At 58.3% G+C, this 18,326-nt stretch carries 17 protein-coding genes; 8 read left to right on the forward strand and 9 right to left on the reverse strand.

The window, feature by feature from the left end:
- Positions 1 to 146: 146 nt before the first annotated feature.
- Complete coding sequence (locus tag AC07NR_RS07855) at positions 147 to 1,457, forward strand: MFS transporter (RefSeq protein WP_495078272.1); 1,311 nt, start codon at positions 147 to 149, stop codon at positions 1,455 to 1,457.
- Between the two features lie 67 nt (positions 1,458 to 1,524).
- Here AC07NR_RS07855 and AC07NR_RS07860 read toward each other — a convergent pair whose 3' ends face one another.
- The 3 genes from AC07NR_RS07860 to AC07NR_RS07870 form a co-directional block, all read right to left on the reverse strand.
- Positions 1,525 to 3,549 carry a YncE family protein gene (locus AC07NR_RS07860; protein ID WP_495078273.1) on the reverse strand — a complete coding sequence of 675 codons (2,025 nt, stop codon included), beginning with the start codon at positions 3,547 to 3,549 and terminating at the stop codon, positions 1,525 to 1,527.
- A gap of 185 nt (positions 3,550 to 3,734) precedes the next feature.
- Positions 3,735 to 4,106 carry a DUF6124 family protein gene (locus AC07NR_RS07865; RefSeq protein ID WP_495078274.1) on the reverse strand — a complete coding sequence of 124 codons (372 nt, stop codon included), beginning with the start codon at positions 4,104 to 4,106 and terminating at the stop codon, positions 3,735 to 3,737.
- A 352-nt stretch (positions 4,107 to 4,458) separates the two neighbouring features.
- The gene (locus AC07NR_RS07870) at positions 4,459 to 4,824 is read right to left on the reverse strand and encodes a VOC family protein (protein WP_495078275.1); all 366 of its coding nucleotides are present in this window, start codon (positions 4,822 to 4,824) and stop codon (positions 4,459 to 4,461) included.
- A 97-nt stretch (positions 4,825 to 4,921) separates the two neighbouring features.
- Here AC07NR_RS07870 and AC07NR_RS07875 point away from each other — a divergent pair, with 97 nt between their 5' ends.
- From AC07NR_RS07875 to rarD, 3 genes are all read left to right on the forward strand, one after another.
- Complete coding sequence (locus AC07NR_RS07875) at positions 4,922 to 5,821, forward strand: LysR family transcriptional regulator (protein ID WP_495078276.1); 900 nt, start codon at positions 4,922 to 4,924, stop codon at positions 5,819 to 5,821.
- Positions 5,822 to 5,890: 69 nt separating this feature from the next.
- Complete coding sequence (locus AC07NR_RS07880) at positions 5,891 to 6,904, forward strand: aldo/keto reductase (RefSeq protein ID WP_495078277.1); 1,014 nt, start codon at positions 5,891 to 5,893, stop codon at positions 6,902 to 6,904.
- Positions 6,905 to 7,042: 138 nt separating this feature from the next.
- Positions 7,043 to 7,924, forward strand: coding sequence for an EamA family transporter RarD (rarD, locus tag AC07NR_RS07885; RefSeq protein WP_423203544.1), 882 nt, complete (start codon positions 7,043 to 7,045; stop codon positions 7,922 to 7,924).
- A 62-nt stretch (positions 7,925 to 7,986) separates the two neighbouring features.
- Here the strand turns inward: rarD and hppD are convergent, their stop codons facing one another.
- On the reverse strand, positions 7,987 to 9,063 hold the full coding sequence (gene hppD, locus AC07NR_RS07890) for a 4-hydroxyphenylpyruvate dioxygenase (protein WP_495078278.1): 1,077 nt from the start codon (positions 9,061 to 9,063) through the stop codon (positions 7,987 to 7,989).
- A gap of 246 nt (positions 9,064 to 9,309) precedes the next feature.
- Entirely contained in the window at positions 9,310 to 10,257 is a 948-nt protein-coding gene (locus AC07NR_RS07895; protein WP_495078279.1) for a DMT family transporter, read from the reverse strand.
- A 77-nt stretch (positions 10,258 to 10,334) separates the two neighbouring features.
- On the opposite strand from AC07NR_RS07895, the gene AC07NR_RS07900 reads away from it, so the two are divergent.
- The 3 genes from AC07NR_RS07900 (at position 10,335) to AC07NR_RS07910 (ending at position 13,459) form a co-directional block, all read left to right on the forward strand.
- Entirely contained in the window at positions 10,335 to 11,207 is an 873-nt protein-coding gene (locus AC07NR_RS07900; protein ID WP_495078280.1) for a LysR family transcriptional regulator, read from the forward strand.
- Between the two features lie 115 nt (positions 11,208 to 11,322).
- Entirely contained in the window at positions 11,323 to 12,858 is a 1,536-nt protein-coding gene (locus AC07NR_RS07905; protein WP_305832814.1) for an EAL domain-containing protein, read from the forward strand.
- 235 nt (positions 12,859 to 13,093) lie between these two features.
- Positions 13,094 to 13,459 (forward strand): histone-like nucleoid-structuring protein, MvaT/MvaU family, encoded by a 366-nt coding sequence (locus AC07NR_RS07910; protein ID WP_064381416.1) that lies wholly within the window; start codon positions 13,094 to 13,096, stop codon positions 13,457 to 13,459.
- Positions 13,460 to 13,667: 208 nt separating this feature from the next.
- Here AC07NR_RS07910 and AC07NR_RS07915 read toward each other — a convergent pair whose 3' ends face one another.
- Positions 13,668 to 14,186, reverse strand: coding sequence for a DUF4946 domain-containing protein (locus AC07NR_RS07915; RefSeq protein ID WP_305832813.1), 519 nt, complete (start codon positions 14,184 to 14,186; stop codon positions 13,668 to 13,670).
- 142 nt (positions 14,187 to 14,328) lie between these two features.
- On the opposite strand from AC07NR_RS07915, the gene gloA reads away from it, so the two are divergent.
- Positions 14,329 to 14,850, forward strand: a complete 522-nt coding sequence (gene gloA / locus AC07NR_RS07920) for a lactoylglutathione lyase (RefSeq protein WP_085730808.1) — start codon at positions 14,329 to 14,331, stop codon at positions 14,848 to 14,850.
- Positions 14,851 to 14,910: 60 nt separating this feature from the next.
- Here gloA and ahpF read toward each other — a convergent pair whose 3' ends face one another.
- From ahpF to AC07NR_RS07935, 3 genes are all read right to left on the reverse strand, one after another.
- Complete coding sequence (gene ahpF / locus AC07NR_RS07925; protein ID WP_495078281.1) at positions 14,911 to 16,473, reverse strand: alkyl hydroperoxide reductase subunit F; 1,563 nt, start codon at positions 16,471 to 16,473, stop codon at positions 14,911 to 14,913.
- A 130-nt stretch (positions 16,474 to 16,603) separates the two neighbouring features.
- Positions 16,604 to 17,167, reverse strand: a complete 564-nt coding sequence (gene ahpC / locus AC07NR_RS07930) for an alkyl hydroperoxide reductase subunit C (RefSeq protein ID WP_003224621.1) — start codon at positions 17,165 to 17,167, stop codon at positions 16,604 to 16,606.
- Positions 17,168 to 17,303: 136 nt separating this feature from the next.
- Positions 17,304 to 18,242: a site-specific integrase gene (locus AC07NR_RS07935; RefSeq protein WP_495078282.1), complete on the reverse strand. Its 939-nt coding sequence runs from the start codon at positions 18,240 to 18,242 to the stop codon at positions 17,304 to 17,306.
- Positions 18,243 to 18,326: the final 84 nt, after the last annotated feature.

An 18,326-nucleotide genomic window follows, 5' to 3' on the forward strand; every position in this document is an offset into this window, starting at 1 on the left:
CGCGGACGGTTGTTCACCCGCACAGGGTCTGGCAGCAAAGCCTGTGCTCAGGCACAAAGACAATCCGGCCAAAGGTGACCGAGACTCTCAGGGCGATCAACGTTACCCTTTGCATCGCAAAAAATCATAATAAAGAGAGAGCCGCCATGTCGCAGAGCGCCGCTGCCGCCCAGACCATCGCTGACGATAAAAATGCCGTCTACAAACGCATCACCCTGCGTTTGATCCCCTTCATCTTCATCTGCTACCTGTTCAACTACCTCGACCGGGTCAACGTTGGATTTGCCAAACTGCAGATGCTCGACGCGCTGAAATTCAGCGAAACCGTGTACGGCCTCGGTGCCGGTATCTTCTTCATCGGCTACGTGCTGTGCGGCGTACCGAGCAACCTGGCGCTGACCAAATTCGGCCCACGGCGCTGGATCGCGCTGATGATGATCACCTGGGGCACGCTGTCGACTTGCCTGCTTTTCGTCACCACCCCGACCGAGTTCTACACCCTGCGCCTGTTCACAGGTGCGGCCGAAGCCGGGTTCTTCCCGGGCGTTGTGCTCTATCTCTCGCAGTGGTTCCCGACCTTCCGCCGTGGCCGGATCATGGCGCTGTTCATGTCGGCGATCCCGGTGTCGGGCCTGCTTGGCAGCCCGTTTTCCGGCTGGATCCTCAATCACTTCGCTGCGGGCCAAGGCGGTTTGGCCGGTTGGCAGTGGATGTTCCTGCTGCAAGGTATTCCGACTGTGATCCTCGGCGCACTCGCCTACTTCCTGCTCAGCGACAACTTCGCCGCTGCCAAATGGCTGACCCCGCATGAGCGTTCGGTGCTGGAAGCCGATCAGGCGGAAGACCTGGCGAACAAACCGAAAACCACTTCCGATTCGCTGATCGCCGTGTTCAAGAACCCCGCGATCTGGGCCTTCGGTTTGATCTACTTCTGCATCCAGAGCGGCGTGTACGCGATCAACTTCTGGTTGCCGTCGATCATCAAGAACCTCGGCTTCAGCGACAACCTGGTGATTGGCTGGTTGAGTGCGATTCCTTATCTGTTGGCCGCTGTGTTCATGCTGGTGGTCGGTCGTTCGGCGGACTTGCGCAAAGAACGTCGCTGGCATCTGGTGGTGCCGATGTTGATGGGCGCTATCGGCCTGTTGATCGCGGTGAACTTCGCGGCGAATCCGGCGATTGCGATTCTCGGCCTGACCATCGCGACCATGGGTGCGCTGACCGGTTTGCCGATGTTCTGGCCGGTGCCGACCGCCATGTTGAGTGCGGGTGCGGCGGCGGGTGGATTGGCGTTGATCAACTCCATGGGGCAGATGGCTGGATTCCTCAGCCCTTATCTCGTGGGTTGGGTCAAGGACAGCACCGGATCGACGGATGCGGCGTTGTATCTGCTGGCGGGTGTGATCGTGGGCGGGAGTCTGCTGGCGTTGCGGATGACGCGGACGTTGCGGGTTTAAGCCTTGGCGGAACACAGAAACGGCCCTTTTTCGGGCCGTTTTTTTATACGCCCTTTTCCATGAACGATCACCGAAACAGAGGCGAATCAGCAACACTCCCGCCTCCAAACTGCGGATCATCAGTTGGTACGCCAGCAACGTTAGACGACATGCTTTGCAATCCTGCTTCGAGAGAAATGACGTACACACTGTCGCTCCCACCACTGGCGACATAAGCTCGCGTGTCATCGTGGCTGATCGTGACACTGACAGATCCAGGTCCGATCGATGTGTAGGCGATGATTATCCCCCTGAGCAAGTCGATGGTCGCAAGCTTGTCGGATTCCACCAGACAGCAATAAGCCAGAGTTCCGGCACGATTAAGAACAATATCTCTTGGTGTTCCACTAACAGGTATAGCTCTGACGCCTGCCAGTGTTTGAGTATCTATTTGCCGTATCTCACCGTTATAGTTTGATGTCCAAAAACCGCAATAGATGTATCTACCGTCTGGACTGACAGCCAAACCATACGGAACATTTGTCCCGATTAATGGAATCGTGGCAGTCACCGTCAATGATTGCGTGTCAATGATCGAAATCGATTTGTTTGTTCCTGTAGCACCATCAACGCAGCAAACAAAGAGACGATCTTGATTCGCAGTGATCGCCAGTGACCATGGATTGACGCCTACCGGGATACGTTGGACGACCGACTGGCTTTTAAGATCAACCACTGAAACGCAGCGCTCGTGATAACTGGACACATAGGCCAGACCACCCGATCGGCTCAATACAACCCCAGCGGTATTCTTGACAGCAGCCAGCGTCGCAACAACTACCGAACGCTCAAGATCAATGATCGCAAGCGGCTGTGTAGTTGTTGGTGAACTGTCGAGGTCACATGCATAAGCGCGCGTCCCCTCTTTGTTGACACCTATGTCCCAAGAAATTTTCTGTCCCGGCACCGCTATATTCTGAATAACACGTGACGTTGTCGTATCGATCACGGCCACCGATGAACTGCTGGATTTGGCGACATACAATCGGGTGCCATCTGCACTGATCGTAACGCCAAGCGGCTGTGCGCCTACTGGCACTACCCCGGCGGGACCATAGGCCTTGATTGTAAAGGCAACATTTGTCGCTGCGCCTCCACTGCTGGCAGTGAATGAAAAGACTCCAGGCTTATCACCGGCAATAACCCCGCTGACGTTAACCGTGCCGTCCGGCTGGGTAGGAAAATCGCGTGCCCCCCCTGCTCCATCGGCATACACCGTACCCACTGGAAGCGTCACCTCGATAACGCCTGCAACCGGCTGGCCTGCCTTGGTCAGGCTCAGTTGGACATCCTTTACTTGCCCGCCGGCAGCCACGGTGTAAGGCCCATTGAGAAATGTGACCACAACCTGTGACTGATTGGCACGAATATCGATAGTGGTCGTTGGCGACACATTGCGGTTACCTAGCTGATCGGCCACTGTGGCGCTCACCGGATGGGTGCCGTCACCGATCTGCTGAAGATCGGTGGTTGTCAGGGTGTAGGTGACCGGGTTGGCAGGATGGACGTAGGTGATGGTTTTGCTCCACGTCCCCACCGTCAGCGTCACCACGTCATACTCGCGCGGATAGCTGCGCGTTAAAGTGAATGTGGCCGGCTGCCCCGGGCCAATGCTGGCCGGATGGCTGACCGTGATACCGGAGACCGGGTTGTTGAACAGCACGTTCAGTATCGGATCGGATTTATCTTTATTGCCGCTGACCCGGGTGACTTCGTAGTGCAGCGTATTGAGACCATCCTTCAACCCTCCCCAAGGCAACTCCATAAAAATGCGGTCGTTCTCTTCACCCGGCTTGATAGGCTTGATCACGGATGTCGCCTGGCTGTTGACCCACAGCCTTACAGAGTCACCTGCCGCGAAGGGAGTAGAAAACAACGTGACCGGGTCGATCACCATGAAGAGTTTGGTGGAGGGCGAATGAATGCTTTCGGGAATGCCGAGATGGTAGACCCCTGGCGGTTGCAGGTTTTCTTCTGCGCCCGGGATGGCCATCGGATACAGCTGGAGCAAGGCGCTGATCTGTGTGGAATTGATGTTGATGCTCGTACTCATGCTGCTCTCCTGGCGTAGCGTGCGAAGCCATCTTCGGGACGTACCCCATCACACCGCGAGAGAAGAGAATCGTCACCTGTCAGATCTGACAGGTGAGTGTGATTTCAAGACGAATGGTCGTCGGTGAACGGTTTTCCTGCAGACACAAAAACGGCCCCACAAAGGGGCCGTTTCGGTTTTATCACTCAGGGCCGAGGTTCAGCCGCCACGTCCTGGTTATCCAGCACCCGGTTCACCGCCAGTTCCGCCAGCATGATCAGTTGCCCGATGCCCAGCAGCACATGCCGCTGCGGCGCATCGATCATCCCGGCGAAATCGCTGGCCATGGTTTTGGCGGAGGTCAGGGTTTCGCAGGCATCCGCCAATAGTTCTTCGCTCGGGATGCCGGGGGCGATGAGGTAGCGGGTGTTGGGTTTGAGCAGCGGTTTTCTGGGGTGGAACGGATTGAGGTAGTGATCGAGGGCGCGTTCGGCGGCTTCGTGGAATTTCTTGGAATCGAGGGTTTCGTAGGGGGACGTTGAATCGGCTTCGGGTGGGTTGGGTGTTGGTTTGATCATGGTGAAACTCCTAAGGCACTTATATAGAGCCACCACTCTCGCTACCAAACGATGGTGGTGGCCAGACGCAGGTTGGTAGACCGGGCCTTAGGAGAAACGGCGCGCCCGAAGGCGCCCTGCGAATGGCCACCATAAAACAGAGACGAAAGACTCTGCAAAATGGAGCACTCTGCATTTAAAGACCCGGGCTACCAAACCCGATCGCTGTTCTTTTCAGCGACAGAACAACGATAAAACCCGGCCTATAAGCGCACAAGCCGGCGGATTCTGGCTTAGTCGTAGGCAACGGCGCAAGGTTGTGTAGCCTGGGGTGCGTGTCTGAACGTGTCCTTTAAACACCACAATTAAACACTCACAAAATCCCCGTCTTTGCGTCCAGCTCCAGCACCAATCCCCCCGGCATCTGCACAAAAATTTGCCAGATCCCGTCCTCCGGCACCTGCGCCAGTTGATACGGCAACCCACTGCCCTGCACCCGTTTCAAAACCACCGCCGCGTCTTCATCGGTACGAAACGCAATATGACTCAACGCAGCCTCATCCAGCGCCGGCTGTTCAATCACATGAACCAGCGCCTGCGCGTCCTGATACAACCAGCGCCCGGGAAACGGAAACGGCGGCCGACGCCCCGGTTTCAGTTCCAATAGCGCACCAAAAGCGTCCTGCAGCGCCTGTCCGTCAGCGGTGTTGAACGCCAGATGATCGAATGTCCACGTCATGTCTGTCTCCTGCGGTTATTCAGGATTGCAGTATCTGCGCTTGCCAATCCCGGAAAAATCCCGCAAAACGCCAAGGATCTTCAACGGATTTTTACTAATGAGCTCAATCCTCGATCTGGAAATCTTCGTCCGCACCGCCGACTCCGGCAGCATTTCCGCCGCCGCCCGGGCGCTGGAGCTGACCCCGGCCGCCGCCAGCATCGCGCTGAAACGTCTGGAAACCCGCCTCGGCATCCGCCTCTTCGCCCGCTCGACCCGCAGCATGCGCCTGACCGAAGAAGGCCGGCGCTACCTGGAAAGCGTGCGCCTGGCACTGGCCACCCTGGCCGAGGGCGAACAGGCGCTGAAGCAGCAGACCGAAGGCCTGAGCGGCGTGCTGCAACTGGCGGCGCCGTCGGACTTCGGGCGCAATGTGTTGCTGCCGTGGCTGGACGATTTCAAGCGCGAGCACCCGCACATTCAACTGCAATTACTGCTTAACGACCGGCATGCGGACCTGTTTCGCGAGACAGTGGATGTGGCGCTGCGCTTTGGCGTGCCGAGTGATTCGACGCTGGTGGCGTTGCCCATTCTGCCGGAGCATCGGCGTGTGGCCTGCGCCAACCCTGCGTATCTGGAGCGTCACGGCACACCGCAAAACCCGGCCGAATTGAGCGAGCACAGCGCCCTGCTCTACCTGCGCAACGGTCGGCCCTATAACACCTGGCGTTTCCATCGCGAAGACGAAACGGTCGAGGTCGAAGTACGCGGCGATTACCTCAGCGATGACGGCGAAGTCGCCCGCCGCTGGGCGCTCGCCGGCCATGGCATCGCCTACAAGGCCTGGCTCGATGTGGCCGAAGATGTCCGCGCCGGGCGGCTGGTGACGCTGTTCGATGACTGGCACGGCGAGAGCGTGCCGTTCAATCTGCTGTGCCCGCATCGGGTGCAGGTGTCGGAACGGGTGAAGGTGTTGCAGGCGTTTTTGCGCGAGCGCTGCGAGGCATTGCGCCGATAAATTCACTTTGCCGCGCCGGATGCTTCTGGTATTTGATGGAAGCTTTCCCACCGACAAAAGGATTTCGGCATGAGCTATCGCACACTGGGTCAATCGGGGTTGCAGGTGTCCACCCTCACCCTCGGCACGATGATGTTCGGCGAGCAGACCAGCGCGGAAGACTCGCTGCGCATCATCGACAAGGCGTGGGATCAGGGCATCAATTTCATCGACACGGCGGACGTGTACACCAGCGGCCGCTCGGAAGAGATCGTCGGTGAAGCCATCGCCCGTCATCGTCATGAATGGGTGCTGGCGACCAAGGTCGGCTTCGGCCCGGTGGACGGTGTGCCGAACCGCAGCGGTTTGAGCCGCAAACACATCTTCAATGGTCTGGAGGCCAGCCTGACCCGGCTCGGCACCGACTACCTCGACATCTATTACCTGCACCGCGAAGACCACAACACGCCGCTGGAAGTGACGATCTCGGCCATTGGTGACCTGATTCGCCAGGGCAAGATCCGTTATTGGGGCCTGTCGAACTATCGCGGCTGGCGGATTGCCGAGGTGATTCGCGTGGCGGACAAACTGGGCGTCGATCGCCCGGTGATCAGCCAGCCGCTGTACAACATCGTCAACCGTCAGGCCGAGACCGAACAGATCACCGCCGCCCAGACTTACGGCCTCGGTGTGGTGCCGTACAGCCCGCTGGCCCGTGGCGTGCTCAGCGGCAAGTACGCACCCGACGTAACGCCGGACGCCAATAGCCGCGCCGGGCGTCAGGACAAACGGATTCTGGAGACTGAATGGCGGGTGGAGTCGTTGCGCATTGCCCAGCAGATTCAGCAATACACCCAGGAGCGCGGGGTCGGGATTGTCGAGTTTGCGATTGCCTGGGTGCTGAACAACGGCGCGGTAACGTCGGCAATTGTCGGGCCGCGTACGGAAGAACAATGGGATGCGTACACCAAGGCGCAGGCGGTAAAGATTACGGCGGAGGATGAGGCGTTTATCGATTCGCTGGTGACACCGGGGCATGCGTCTACGCCGGGGTTTAATGATGTGAGCCATTTTGTGTCAGGGCGCAAACCGCGCCAGCCTTAAGCACCTATGCTTCGACACAGGTCCTGCTCTCACAGGATCTGTGTCGAATGTTGGAAATATCGATCACTCGACCAATATTCACCACAAAAACCACGTATCCTGCGCGCCCCGTTTGACCATCACCCCCGCGAGGACAGTTTGTCTAAAGGTATCGCTCTCTCGGTAACAGCCTCGACGCTGTTTGCCGTCATGTATTACTACACCTCGTTGCTCACCCCGTTGAGCGGCGTAGAAATCTACGGTTGGCGGATGCTGCTGACCGTGCCCTGCATGACCGTGTTCATGTTGCTGTCCGGCGAATGGCGGCGGGTGCTGGAGCTGCTGCGCCGGGTTCCTGCGCTGCCGAAGTTGATCGGCGGCCTGATCCTCTCATCAGCGCTACTCGGCGTGCAGTTGTGGCTGTTCATGTGGGCGCCGCTCAATGGTTACAGCCTCGATGTGTCGCTGGGCTACTTCCTCTTGCCATTGGCCATGGTGCTGACCGGGCGCATCGCTTATGGCGAAAGCCTGTCGTACTTGCAGAAAGTCGCGGTGTTCTTTGCCAGCCTCGGCGTGTTGAACGAGCTGTATCAGGTCGGCGGGTTTTCCTGGGCGACGCTGGTGGTGGTCGTCGGTTACCCGCTGTACTTCGTGCTGCGCAAATACCTCAAGACCGACAACCTCGGTGGCCTGTGGGTGGACATGACCCTGATGCTGCCGGTGGCGTACTGGTTTGTGCGCGGCGGTGAACAGGGTTTCGGCGTGTTCGATCAGTATCCGGCGCTGGCGTGGCTGATTCCGCTGCTCGGTCTGATCAGTGCGTCGGCGCTGGTGGTGTACATCATTGCCAGTCGTTTGCTGCCGTTCAGTCTGTTCGGATTATTGAGTTACGTGGAGCCGGTGCTGTTGCTCGGTGTGGCGCTGCTTCTGGGTGAGAGCATCAAGCCCGGCGAATGGCTGACCTACATTCCGATCTGGCTCGCGGTAGTGGTGCTGGTGTTTGAAGGGTTCAAGCATCTGATGCGCCAGCGGCGCCCGTAAGACGCGCAATAAAAAGCCCGGCCTGCAACATTGCAGGCCGGGCTTTTTACATCTGATGCGAATTACTCGGTGGCGAGCACACCGCGACGCACCTGGTCACGCTCGATCGACTCGAACAGTGCCTTGAAGTTGCCTTCGCCGAAGCCATCGTCGCCTTTGCGCTGGATGAATTCGAAGAACACCGGGCCCATCAGGGTTTCCGAGAAGATTTGCAGCAGCAGACGCTTGTCGTCTTTGTCCGATGCGCCATCGAGCAGGATGCCGCGCGATTGCAACTGATCCACCGGCTCGCCGTGGTTCGGCAGGCGGCCTTCGAGCATTTCGTAGTAGGTGTCCGGCGGCGCGGTCATGAAGCGCATGCCGATCTTCTTCAACTGATCCCAGGTCTTGACCAGATCGTCGGTGAGGAACGCCACGTGCTGGATGCCTTCGCCGTTGAACTGCATCAGGAACTCTTCGATCTGCCCGGCGCCCTTCGACGATTCTTCGTTGAGCGGGATGCGGATCATGCCGTCCGGCGCGGTCATCGCTTTCGAGGTCAGGCCGGTGTATTCGCCCTTGATGTCGAAGTAACGGATCTCGCGGAAGTTGAACAGCCTCTCGTAGAAGTTCGCCCAGTAGGCCATGCGACCGCGATACACGTTGTGGGTCAGGTGATCGATGATCTTCAGGCCGGCACCGACCGGGTTGCGGTCAACACCTTCGATGAACACGAAGTCGATGTCATAGATCGAGCTGCCTTCGCCGAAACGGTCGATCAGGTACAGCGGCGCGCCGCCAATGCCTTTGATCGCCGGCAGGTTCAGCTCCATCGGACCGGTTTCGATGTGGATCGGCTGGGCGCCGAGTTCCAGCGCGCGGTTGTAGGCCTTCTGCGAATCCTTGACCCGGAACGCCATACCGCATACGGACGGACCGTGCTCGGCCGCGAAGTACGAGGCCACGCTGTGAGGTTCGTTGTTGAGGATCAGGTTGATCGCGCCCTGGCGATACAGGTGCACGTTCTTGGAACGGTGGGTCGCTACCTTGGTGAAGCCCATGATCTCGAAGATCGGCTCCAGGGTGCCGGGTGTCGGCGATGCGAACTCGATGAACTCGAAGCCCATCAGGCCCATTGGGTTTTCGTATAAATCTGCCATGGTTGGCGCCTCATCATTCTTATCAATTAACCAGAGTTATTTGTCAGTAATGCTGAGACCGGTGGGCGGCGCACAGGAAATGCCACGCACACTGCGGGCGAGAAAGTCACCGTAGATCAGTTGAAACCCGAATATCTTCATTGTCGACCCAAGGCTCTTGCGGGCGAGGCTTCTGCTGCCAGAAGACGATTATTATTGTATGCGTAACCCGATTCTACACAGCGTAAATAGGGTTGTCTGCCCTCTCTATAAAATCCGCTTTTTTCGGCCCGGTGCAAGGGGTTTGTTGCACAGCCAGATGCCCGCCAGAATCAGCACGCCGCCCAGGCACATGGGCAGCGTCAGTTGCTCGCCCAGCAGGACGGCACCAGCCAGCACGGCGGTCAGCGGGTTGAGCGCAATGAACACGCCGGAGCGGGTCGCGCCGATCTTGCGGATGCCGTCGTAGTAACCGATGTACGCCAGGGCCGATCCCAAGACCCCGAGATAGATCAGGCTCAGCCATTGCGTCATCCCCAGACTGACCACCGCCGCCCCGCTCACTTCGCCACGAACGGCGGCCAGCGCCCAGAGCATCAGCGTGCCGAGCAGAATCGAAAAGGTCACCGTCTGCAACGGGCCGATGCTTTGGTTGAGGGTGCGGGAAAACAGCGAGTAAATACCCCAGCTCAACACGCAGCCGAAAATCAGCAGATCACCGATCCAGGCATCTGGTGTCGCGGCCAGCAGTTGCGGATTACGGCTGACGATCACTACACCGGCGCCGCCGATGCAGATCAGGATTCCGATGACTTTCAGTCGACTCAGACGCTCCTTGAACAATAGCCATGAAGCCAGGCCAATCACCGCCGGATTCAACGCAACGATCAGCGAGGCCCGCGACGCATTGATGTATTGCAAGCCGTAAAAGAAACACAGGTTGTAGAAGAAGATCCCGAAGAACCCCAGCCATGCCAGTTGCAGCCATTGCCCGGCATTCGGGCGTGCGAGGGGAATTCGCGCCAGCCACAAAAATCCGAGCAACGCGACGCTGGCCAGCAAGAACCGAAGGCTGGCAGCGAGGATCGGACTCAGGCTGCCGGCGAGAAATCGCCCGGCCACCCAGGTCCCGCCCCATATCATGCTGACCATGGCGAGGTTCAGATAGACGGGCATGTCCGAGGCCACCGGATGGATTGATTCATGACTATTCATAACGCGCTCGACGACGAAACTGACGGATGCCGTATCATTCGAGTAATTGTCGATCATCGTAAAATGAGCTTTTACTCATGACTTTGACCCAGCTCGAAATCTTCTCTCTGGTGGCCGAACTGCGCGGCTTCACCCTCGCCGCCCATCGTCTGGGGATTTCGCAGTCAGCGGTTTCCCATGCCTTGAAGTCACTGGAGCAGGAACTGGGTGTCGAATTGTTTCGCCGGCATCAATCGCAAGTCGAACTCAGCGATATTGGCGAGCAATTGCTGCTGCGCGCACGGGCGATGCTCGGGCTGGCCAACACATTGCGCCAGGAGGCCGCCGATGCGCGCGGGCTGAAAAGCGGCACCTTGCGTATCGGCTCGTTCGGCCCGACTTCATCGATCAGGTTGCTGCCGCGGATCCTCCAGCAATTTCGCCGGGCGCACCCGGGCATCGAGGTTCACATCGACGAAGGGCCGGACCGGCAGGTGCTCCAGTGGCTTGACGAGCGGCGGATCGACATCGGTTTCGTGGTATTGCCCGAAGAACGCTTCGATACGTTCGCCCTGATGGAAGACCAGATGGTCGCCCTGCTCCCGCTCGACCATCCTCTGGCCTCGCAGGTGGAACTGAGCCTGAAAGACCTGTGCAGCGACCCGTTCGTGCTCACCGAAGCAGGCTCTTCGGAACTGGTCTCGCGACTGTTCAACGCGGCAAGGCTGAGCCCGAATATCCGCTACCGCTGCTCGCAACTGCTGAGCACCCTCGATACCGTGAGCCGGGGCGACGCCATCACCCTCGTTGCCGAAGGTTCGCTGCCCATCGAGTCAAATCCGCAATACGTGAAGCGGCCATTGTCACCCGCCGTGGTGCGCCACATCGGCCTGGCCGTGCTGGATCAGCGTCAGGCATCACCCGCCACTCTGGCTTTCATCAAACTGGCGACTGCACTCGATAACCGCTGAGCGGCGCAAGCGCCAACGGCCATCTATCATGGGCACAGACCCAACGCTTTCCAGAAGGTGCATCCTTGCCCCGCCTGCCGTCGAGAGCCCCACACCACCGCAACAGGATGCGCCCATGCCTCTGACCGTCAGGCCCCGCCGCAAACGCAGCACCCGAATCATCGTGACGCTGCTGTGCGGTTTGCTGCCGATCATCATCGGCACAGTGATTCTGCATATGCAGGCCGAGCGCACGCTGGAACAGAGCTCCCGGCAAACCGCCGAAGAAGCCTTGCGCCAGTTCGACCTGATGCTCGACAACACCGCCCAGTCCGCCCGGGAATTGCTGCCGCTGGCGGGCCAGACCTGCGAGGATGTCAAACTGGCCCTGCGCGAACAGGTCACCCGTCGCCCGTTCGTGCGTTCGACCAATCTGGTGTGGGACAACAACCTCTATTGCAGTTCGCTGTTCGGCGACTTCAAGGAAGCCGTCAATCCGGGGGACTACACCCAAGGCAAGTTATGGCTCATGAACGGCAACCCGGTTACGCCTGATACGGCGCTGCTGGTGTATCGACTGAGCGAAGGCCGGGGCGGTGCGCTGACGACGCTGGACGGCTATCACCTGAGCAATATTCTGCGCCTGATCGGCCGGCAGACATTGTTATTGCTGCAAGTGGGCAATAACTGGCTTTCGGCCGACGGCAAAGTGCATCAAGGTGCCCTTCCCGAGTTGCCGGTGGCCCAGAGCACGTTGAACTCTCCGCACTATGCCTACACGGTGAGCGCCGGTTTCCCTGAAGATGAAACCTGGAACTACATGAGCGACGAATACCCGCCGCTGTTCAGTCTGTTGATTTTCTTTGGGGCGGTGTCAGGGGCAATCGGTTATATCGTGCAGAACCGCGCGACATCCCCCAGTCACGAAATGCTGCGCGCGCTGGAAGCCGGAGAGTTCATTCCCTACTTCCAACCGGTGGTCTATGGCGACAGCAAACGCTGGTCGGGCTGCGAAGTACTGATGCGCTGGAATCATCCCAAAGAAGGCCTGGTGCGTCCGGATCTGTTCATACCGTTCGCAGAACATTCCGGGCTGATCGTACCGATGACCCGTTCCTTGATGCAGCAGACCGCCGTAGTGCTCGGGCCGCTGTCGGCTTCCTTCGAGGCCCCCTTTCATATCGGCATCAACATTACGGCCAGTCACTGCCACGATCTGGAGTTGCTGGAAGACTGCCGCGAGTTTCTGGCGGCATTCGTCCCAGGCAGCATCAGCCTGGTCCTGGAGTTGACGGAACGCGAGTTGATCGAGCCGACCGACATCACCCATCAGCTGTTTGCACAACTGCGTGCCATGGGTGTGAAGATCGCGATCGACGACTTCGGCACCGGTCATTCGAGCCTGGGCTATTTGAGAACATTCAATGTCGACTTCCTGAAGATCGACCAGACATTCGTTGCCATGATTGATAAGGACGCCCTGTCCCGACACATTCTGGACAGCATCATCGAACTCTCCGCCAAACTGGATCTGGGCATTGTGGCCGAAGGCGTGGAAACACAGGTCCAGGCGGATTATCTGGCCGCGCATCACGTCAACTTTCTGCAAGGCTATCTGTTTGGCAAACCGATGCCGGCCGCAGACTTCATCGATGCATTAACTCACCATTAACTAATCGCGATAAAACCGGCGGGCTCAGACCGTCCGCACCAAATTGATACAAGACATCGCTGTTTTTACATAAAGAAAACGTCAGGATTTACTCTTGACGCATTAACTACTACAATTTTTCTTACCTGTTGCTATATTGACAGGTGAGCCACTATCACCGAGTCGCTTCAAGGCTCTTGGCTTATAGCTTTGTTTGCGGTTGGTATCAGCCAAACACACTATTGGAGTAAAGATATTGTCCAGACTCGCTGAATTTCGTGCAGCTGAAAAGGCCCTTCAGGAACAGCTCAAGCAGCTGGAATCGCTGAAGAACGATGCCGGGCTCAAGAAAGAAATCGAATTCGAAGAAAAGCTCCAGGGGCTGATGAAAACCTACGGCAAAGGCCTGAAAGACATCATCGCCATTCTCGATCCGAACCCGGCCAAATCCGGTCTGCAACTGACCGCAGCACCTAAGACCCGCCGCGCTCGTGTGGTCAAGGTCTATCAGAACCCGCACACCGGCGAGCTGATCGAGACCAAGGGTGGCAACCATCGCGGCCTGAAGGCCTGGAAGGAACAATACGGTGCAGCCACCGTTGATTCCTGGTTGCGCGGTTAATCCCCCGCAAACATAAAAGCCCTGCAGATGCAGGGCTTTTTTTTGGACAATATCTAACAAATGCAACAATTTCCCGTCTCTAAAGTTCAGAGCCAAACAGCCTCTTGCACTGGAACTATGCTTCCGGATGTTGCGTCTTCGCAGGGCGAGCAACTTTGTATTTAATCACTTCAGGTATCTAACGGGCTGAGGATCACCGAACAGCTGACTAAAATTTCAAGCTGTTTCTCGCCGCCACTATTTCATCAGCGCTGGCCTTGTAAACCTCGGCTTGCCCGGCATACGAAAGTACATAGGCCTTGTCTGCCTCTACTGCAGCAACCAATGTTTGTGATAGCACATGACGGCCGTTTTCGGTGACGGTACAAGTGGTCTCGAGCGCCGCGAGCGAACCGAGTGTGCTCGAATGAACCTTGTTACAGACACTCTGATAACCGCCCTGGAAAAAGTCCTTCTGCACCGACTTGCGCATCTCCAGCAGCACGCCTTGCAGATTGACCTGATGACCCGTTTCCACACGCGTCATCGTCAACTCCATCACCATCACCTGATTGCCATCGGCATCGGTCTTCACCGCCCGCTGACGGGAAACATCCGGTGCTGTTTCGGGCAACGCTTCGACTTGCCAGCCCGCAGGCCAGGTAATGCTCGGAGCATCCGCGCAGGCCGAAGCGGCGATGAGGGACAAGCCGAAGAAAACGAACAGCGATTTGAACGGTCGGATCATTACCAGAGGCACTCGCGGATTGAACCGTAAAGTCTGAGGTTCGCCCGCTTGCAGGGCAAGCCCGCGCTTTCGGTTTGGCGATGCCGCAAGGCATGCGTATCATTGCGCCCATTCACTCGCCCCAATTTGTTACGGAGGGCCCATGAGCCTGCAAGAACTGAACACCTTCCCTGGCGTCACCGCCACCCCAGACAGCGCAACCCGCAACTTCGTGTTCAATCACACCATGCTGCGCGTCAAGGACATCACCAAGTCGCTGGACTTCTACACCCGCGTGCTGGGTTTCTCGCTGGTAGAGAAGCGTGATTTCCCGGAAGCGGAATTCAGCCTGTACTTCCTCGCCCTGGTCGACAAATCGCAGATCCCGACCGACGCCGCTGCCCGCACCGAGTGGATGAAGTCGATTCCCGGCATCCTGGAACTGACCCACAACCACGGCACCGAAAACGACGCTGATTTCGCCTACCACAACGGCAACACCGACCCGCGCGGTTTCGGCCACATCTGCATTTCGGTGCCGGACATCGTCGCTGCTTGCGCACGCTTTGAAGAACTGGGCTGCGACTTCCAGAAGCGCCTGACCGATGGCCGCATGAAGAGCCTGGCGTTCATCAAGGACCCGGATGGCTACTGGGTCGAGATCATTCAGCCGGCGCCGCTGTAAACGCTGAAAAGAAAAAACCCCATCATCGCTGATGGGGTTTTTCTTTTTTCGGTCCGGGATTTACGCTGGGGCCGAAGTACGGATCAGGTGATCGAAAGCGCTGAGAGAAGCCTTGGCGCCCTCGCCCACCGCAATCACGATCTGCTTGTACGGCACGGTGGTCACGTCGCCGGCCGCGAAGATACCCGGAATCGAAGTCTCACCCCGGTTGTCGACGATGATTTCGCCACGCGGCGACAGCTCGATGGTGCCTTTGAGCCAGTCGGTGTTGGGCAGCAGACCGATCTGCACGAAGATCCCTTCCAGCTCGACCGTGCGCAACTCGTCAGTGTTGCGATCCTTGTAACGCAGGCCGTTGACCTTCTGGCCATCGCCAGTGACTTCAGTGGTCAACGCACTGGTGATCACGGTGACGTTCGGCAGGCTGTCCAGCTTGCGTTGCAGCACCGCGTCAGCACGCAGTTGTACGTCGAACTCAAGCAAGGTTACGTGGGACACGATACCGGCCAGATCAATCGCTGCCTCGACGCCGGAGTTGCCGCCGCCAATCACCGCCACACGCTTGCCTTTGAACAGCGGGCCGTCGCAGTGCGGGCAGTAAGCCACGCCCTTGTTGCGGTATTCCTGTTCGCCCGGCACGTTCATTTCGCGCCACCGTGCACCGGTCGCCAGAATCACGCTCCTGGCCTTGAGGGTTGCGCCACTGGCGAAGCGGACTTCATGCAGCTCGCCGTTCTTGCCCGGGATCAGCTTGTCGGCGCGCTGCAGGTTCATGATGTCGACGTCGTACTGCTTGACGTGTTCTTCAAGCGCGGTTGCCAGTTTCGGGCCTTCGGTTTCCTGCACGGAAATGAAGTTCTCGATGGCCATGGTATCCAGCACCTGACCGCCAAAGCGCTCGGCGGCAACGCCAGTGCGAATGCCTTTACGTGCGGCATAGATTGCCGCCGAAGCACCGGCCGGGCCACCGCCCACTACCAGCACATCAAAGGCTTGCTTGGCGCTGATTTTCTCGGCCTGACGCTCGATGGCGCCGGTGTCGAGCTTGGCGAGGATCTCTTCCAGGCCCATGCGGCCCTGGCCGAAATTTTCGCCGTTCAGGTAAATGCTCGGCACGGCCATGATCTTGCGATCGTTGACTTCGTCCTGGAACAGCGCGCCGTCAATGGCGACGTGGCGGATGTTCGGGTTCAGCACGGCCATCAGGTTCAGCGCCTGGACCACGTCCGGGCAGTTCTGGCAGGACAGCGAGAAGTAAGTCTCGAAGTTGAACTCGCCCTTGAGCGAGCGGATCTGTTCGATCACTTCGACACTGGCCTTCGAAGGGTGACCGCCGACTTGCAGCAGGGCCAGCACCAGCGAAGTGAATTCATGGCCCATCGGGATGCCGGCGAAACGCAGGCTGATGTCGGCACCCGGGCGGTTGATCGAGAACGACGGTTTGCGTGCATCGTCGCCGCTGTCGATCAAGGTAATCTGGTGCGAAAGACTGGCAACGTCTTTCAGCAGGTCGAGCATTTCACGGGATTTCGCACCGTCGTCGAGTGAGGCAACGATCTCGATCGGCTGGGTGACCCGTTCCAGGTACGATTTCAACTGGGCTTTAAGATTGGCGTCCAACATACGGGCGATCTCCTGACTTTATTTGAGGCGAAAAAAAGCCCGAGCGAATCTCGCCCGGGCTTTTCTATTGGGCGGTGCAGCTTACTGAGGTAGGTGCGGAGTCCCGCCCTGCATTGCGTGTGTCACAGACTCAGATCTTGCCGACCAGGTCCAGGGACGGAGCCAGAGTGGCCTCGCCTTCTTTCCACTTGGCCGGGCAAACTTCGCCTGGGTGAGCAGCGACGTACTGAGCAGCCTTGATCTTGCGCAGCAGCTCGGAAGCGTCACGGCCAACGCCGCCGTCGTTCAGTTCAACGATTTTGATCTGGCCTTCAGGGTTGATCACGAAGGTGCCACGGTCTGCCAGGCCAGCTTCTTCGATCAGCACGTCGAAGTTGCGGGAGATGACGTGGGTCGGGTCGCCGATCATGGTGTATTCGATTTTGCCGATGGCTGGCGAAGTGTTGTGCCAGGCAGCGTGGGCAAAGTGGGTGTCGGTGGAAACGCTGTAGATCTCTACGCCCAGTTTCTGGAAGGCAGCGTAGTTGTCGGCCAGGTCTTCCAGCTCGGTTGGGCAAACGAAGGTGAAGTCGGCCGGGTAGAAGAAAACTACGGACCATTTGCCTTTCAGGTCAGCGTCCGAGACTTGTACGAAGTCGCCGTTTTTGAACGCGGTAGCTTTGAACGGTTTTACTTGGCTGTTGATGATAGGCATTGATGACTCTCCGTCAGGGTTGTGAATTCGATGGGTGAATCCTACCCACTCACTCGACGGATGGCTCATTGGCAAACCTGATGCTGCTGATTTGTTTTCGCTATTAGCTGACTGTATTAATAGAAGAAAACGATATCTACGAAGACAACGGCTTATCCGTAATCCGGGCCATCCCGTGAAAGGGGCTCGCTTCAACATAGCGCATCGCGGACTTCATATCCTTCCAGCCCACGTAACTCATCAGCGACTTGAGATCCCAACCGCTTTGATGGGCCCAGGTGGCAAAGCCACGGCGCAACGAGTGGCTGGTATAGCGCTCGGCGGAGATCCCGGCGCGTTCCAGGGCCTGACGCAGCAGCGGAATCACACTGTTGGCGTGCAAGCCCTCCTCGCTCAGATTGCCCCAGCGATCGACACCGCGAAACACCGGGCCACGTACGAGCGCCGCTTCGGTGATCCAGTCGATGTAGGCCTGCACCGGGCACAACTTCAGTAACGCCGGAGCCTGATAGGTCTGACCGAGGTTCTCACGGTCGCCCTTGCTGCGTGGCAGGTACAGGGTGATGCCGCTGCCGGCGTGGGCCTGGACGTGCTCGATTTGCACCCGGCACAGCTCGTCACTACGAAAGCCGCGCCAAAACCCCAGAAGAATCAGTGCGCGGTCTCTACAGGCTCTTAGCAGCAACGGCCGGTCCTGTTTTTCTCGGGCCTCTTTCATTTCCTGCTCAAGCCAGGCAACGGTCTGCTCAAGATCCTGCAGCTGTAACGGCTCGGCCTGTTTTTCCTGCGCGGGATGTAGCGCACGGATGCCCTTGAACACTTTGCGCACCACCGGCGTCTTGGTCGGATCGGCGAACCCCTGACTGTTATGCCACTGCGCCAGGGCCGACAGGCGCAGCTTCAGCGTATTGACCGACAGCACACCCGCGTGAGCCACCAGATAGCGCGCGACGCTGTCCGCCGTCGCGGGCAGGAACCCGCCCCATACCGTTTCGAAATGCTCGACGGCCGCACGATAGCTGCGGCGGGTGTTGTCACGGGTGGCGGCTTGCAGATAGCGATCCAGATCGCTCATGGGCTGTTTTCTCGCAGATGTACTGATTTGAAGATTGAAAAGCGGATTCTGGCGCTTCACACGGGGTAATACCAGTATATCCCG

The sequence above is a fragment of the Pseudomonas sp. GW821-FHT09C09 genome (assembly GCF_059418105.1).